Origin of the sequence: Candidatus Frankia nodulisporulans (assembly GCF_902806475.1) — a bacterium.
Taxonomy (GTDB): Bacteria; Actinomycetota; Actinomycetes; order Frankiales; family Frankiaceae; genus Frankia; species Frankia umida.
Map to the genome: position 1 here is coordinate 1 of NZ_CADCWS010000401.1, position 2,451 is coordinate 2,451.

At 69.9% G+C, this 2,451-nt stretch carries 3 protein-coding genes and 1 pseudogene; 3 read left to right on the forward strand and 1 reads right to left on the reverse strand.

From position 1 onward, the window contains the following. Nucleotides 1–217 (reverse strand): annotated as a pseudogene (locus G6R24_RS20220) (Uma2 family endonuclease); the annotation flags it as partial. A 193-nt stretch (nt 218–410) separates the two neighbouring features. On the opposite strand from G6R24_RS20220, the gene G6R24_RS20225 reads away from it, so the two are divergent. From G6R24_RS20225 to G6R24_RS20235, 3 genes are all read left to right on the forward strand, one after another. Further along, nucleotides 411–1,325, forward strand: a complete 915-nt coding sequence (locus G6R24_RS20225) for a toll/interleukin-1 receptor domain-containing protein (RefSeq protein ID WP_163550726.1) — start codon at nt 411–413, stop codon at nt 1,323–1,325. A 76-nt stretch (nt 1,326–1,401) separates the two neighbouring features. Next, on the forward strand, nt 1,402–1,830 hold the full coding sequence (locus G6R24_RS20230) for a hypothetical protein (RefSeq protein ID WP_163550727.1): 429 nt from the start codon (nt 1,402–1,404) through the stop codon (nt 1,828–1,830). Next, nucleotides 1,827–2,441, forward strand: a complete 615-nt coding sequence (locus tag G6R24_RS20235; protein WP_175084698.1) for a tetratricopeptide repeat protein — start codon at nt 1,827–1,829, stop codon at nt 2,439–2,441. Before G6R24_RS20230 ends, G6R24_RS20235 begins: the two co-directional genes overlap by 4 nt. The last annotated feature ends 10 nt before the right edge of the window (nt 2,442–2,451 follow it).

A 2,451-nucleotide genomic window follows, 5' to 3' on the forward strand; every position in this document is an offset into this window, starting at 1 on the left:
ACAGCGGAACATCCTGTAGCCGGACATCGAAGTCGATGTCGGCGTTCCATTCTGGCCCCGCGGCGGTGTCCAGCGCGTTGGCGAGTATTCGGGCGAGTCGGTTGTGACGCTTGGACGCGCTGGGACTCACCACCACCATCCCATCGACGATCTCGATGCCCGCGCACTGCTCCGCCGTCCAGGAGTCGTACTGCTCCGCCGTGATCTGCTCATGCATCCACGCGGGTGCCACCCTTTCGGCAGCCATGGCACACCTCCCCGGGCCGACCGGACAGGTCCGATCAAGGCTGGCCCAAGGATATCGGCCCACGAACGGCCAGCATGTCTCCCGGACGTGGGCCCTGGCATCACGCGACACCTCCCCCGACGGTAGGTGTCGGAGCGGGTGCTGTCGGTGGGATGATGGTGGTATGACCGTCGGGGGTGCGGCATCGGCCGTGCAGGGGTTCTTCGTCTCGTACACGGCTGTCGACGTGCGCTGGGCGGAGTGGGCCGCGTGGACGTTGGAGGCCGAGGGCCATCAGGCGCTGATCCAGGCCTGGGATTTCGGCCCGGGCACGCATTTCATGACCGGGATGCAGCAGGCGCTGGCCGAGGAGGAGCGGCGCCTCGTCGTCGTGCTGTCGCAGGCCTACCTGGATTCGGTGTTCGGCGCGTTGGAATGGCAGGCCGCGTTGGTCGCCGATCCGACCGGCCGGAAGCGCCAGCTGGTCGTGCTTCGCGTGGAGGACTGCGCACGACCGGGATTGCTCAAGCAGATCGTGTCCGTCGACCTGTTCGGTGTTTCGGCGGAAGCGGCCCGGGAGCGACTGTTGGACGCGATCGTCCTGAGTCGACGCAAGCCCGCCACGCCACCGGATTTCCCGGGCATGGCCGTCAGGCCGCACCCGGAGACCTCGGCCGGAGCGGTTGCCGGGTCGACGAACGCGGCACCGGTGTTCCCGCTGGATCTGCCACCGGTGTGGAACGTGCCGCCGCGGTTGGCCCGGTTCGTCGGCCGGGAGGAGCAGCTGGCCGAGATCGCCGCGGAACTGGCGGCACGGGGCAGCGCGGCGGTGTGCGCCGTGCAGGGGTCGGGCGGGGTGGGCAAGACCGCCCTCGCGGTGGAGTACGCGCACCGGCACAAGGGCCGCTACGACGTCGTCTGGTGGGTGCCCGCGCAGGACCCGGAGCTGATCGCCGGGCACATCAGCGCGCTCGGCGCCGAACTCGGCCTGCCGCCGGAGCAGGCGAGCTGGCCGGCCGTCGCCGCGGCCCTGGCACGACAGCGGCGCCGCTGGCTGCTCGTGCTGGACAACGTCGACGATCCCCAGCTGACCAGCTGACTACCACCCTTCGGATCCGCGCGGGCGGCTGCTGGCCACCTCCCGCCTGACCGGGTTGGACGGCACGGGCGCCCCCGTGGAGGTCGGCGACTTCAGCCCGGCGGAAGCCGTCGAACTGCTGGCGAAGCGAGTGGCCGGCATCGACGCCACCATCGCCGAGCGGATCGCCGACCTGCTGGGTCACCTGCCCCTGGCGATCGAGCAGGCCGTGGGATACCTCCGCCAGAGCAAGATGCCACCGGCCGAGTACACGACGCTGTTGGAGGGCCGTCTGGGCGACATGCTCGGCCGTGGAAGGGTGGCCGGCCGGCCCAGAGTGACCGTGGCGAACCTCTGGGATCTGTCGATGGCCCGCCTGCGCGACGAGTCACCCGCCGCCGGCGAACTGCTGGAACTATGTGCGTTCTGCGCGCCCGATCCCATCCCGCTGGATCTGATCACCGAAGGCATCAAGGGGCTGGCCGTTCGACTGAGCCGCCCGACGATCCGCTGTCCCGCGCGGTGACCGATCCGGTGGCGTGGGCGGACACGGTGAGCGCCCTCGTCGCCTACAGCCTCGTCCGCCGGGACGGCCCGACCCTCACCGTGCACCGCCTGATCGCCGCGGCGACCCGGGCAGGCATGGACCCCGCGGGCCAGAAGGGTGCCGACGTCACCCTTCTCGACCTGCTGGCCGCTGGTCTTCCCGCAAACATCCGAGATCCCGCCACCTGGCCACGGTGGCAGGCCCTTCTGCCGCATCTCCGGTCCGCTCTGGGCACCGCCGACTCCGACCGAGACGATCAGACGCTTGAACTGGTGTCCTCTCTGGCTGACCGCATCGGCTCCTACCTGGAGCATCACGGCCGACCCGACACCGCGCTTCCCTACCATCTCCGCAGCCTGGCTCTCAATGAGCGCATCCTCGGCCCCGACCACCCCAACACCCTGACCTCCCGCAACAACCTCGCCGGCGCCTACCAGACCGCGGGACGCCTCACCGACGCCACCGACCTGTACGAACAGACCCTCACCGACCGCCGGCGCGTCCTTGGTTCTGACCATCCGCTGACACGTACCGTCGCGGCGAATCTCGCCCGCTGCATCGGCGGCGAAGGAACCACCGCGGATGCGTAGATGATCCTCT

Excerpts from the sequence above, each read along its gene's own strand:
- G6R24_RS20225 (WP_163550726.1), top strand. The coding sequence starts at position 411 with ATGACCGTCGGGGGTGCGGCATCGGCCGTGCAGGGGTTCTTCGTCTCG.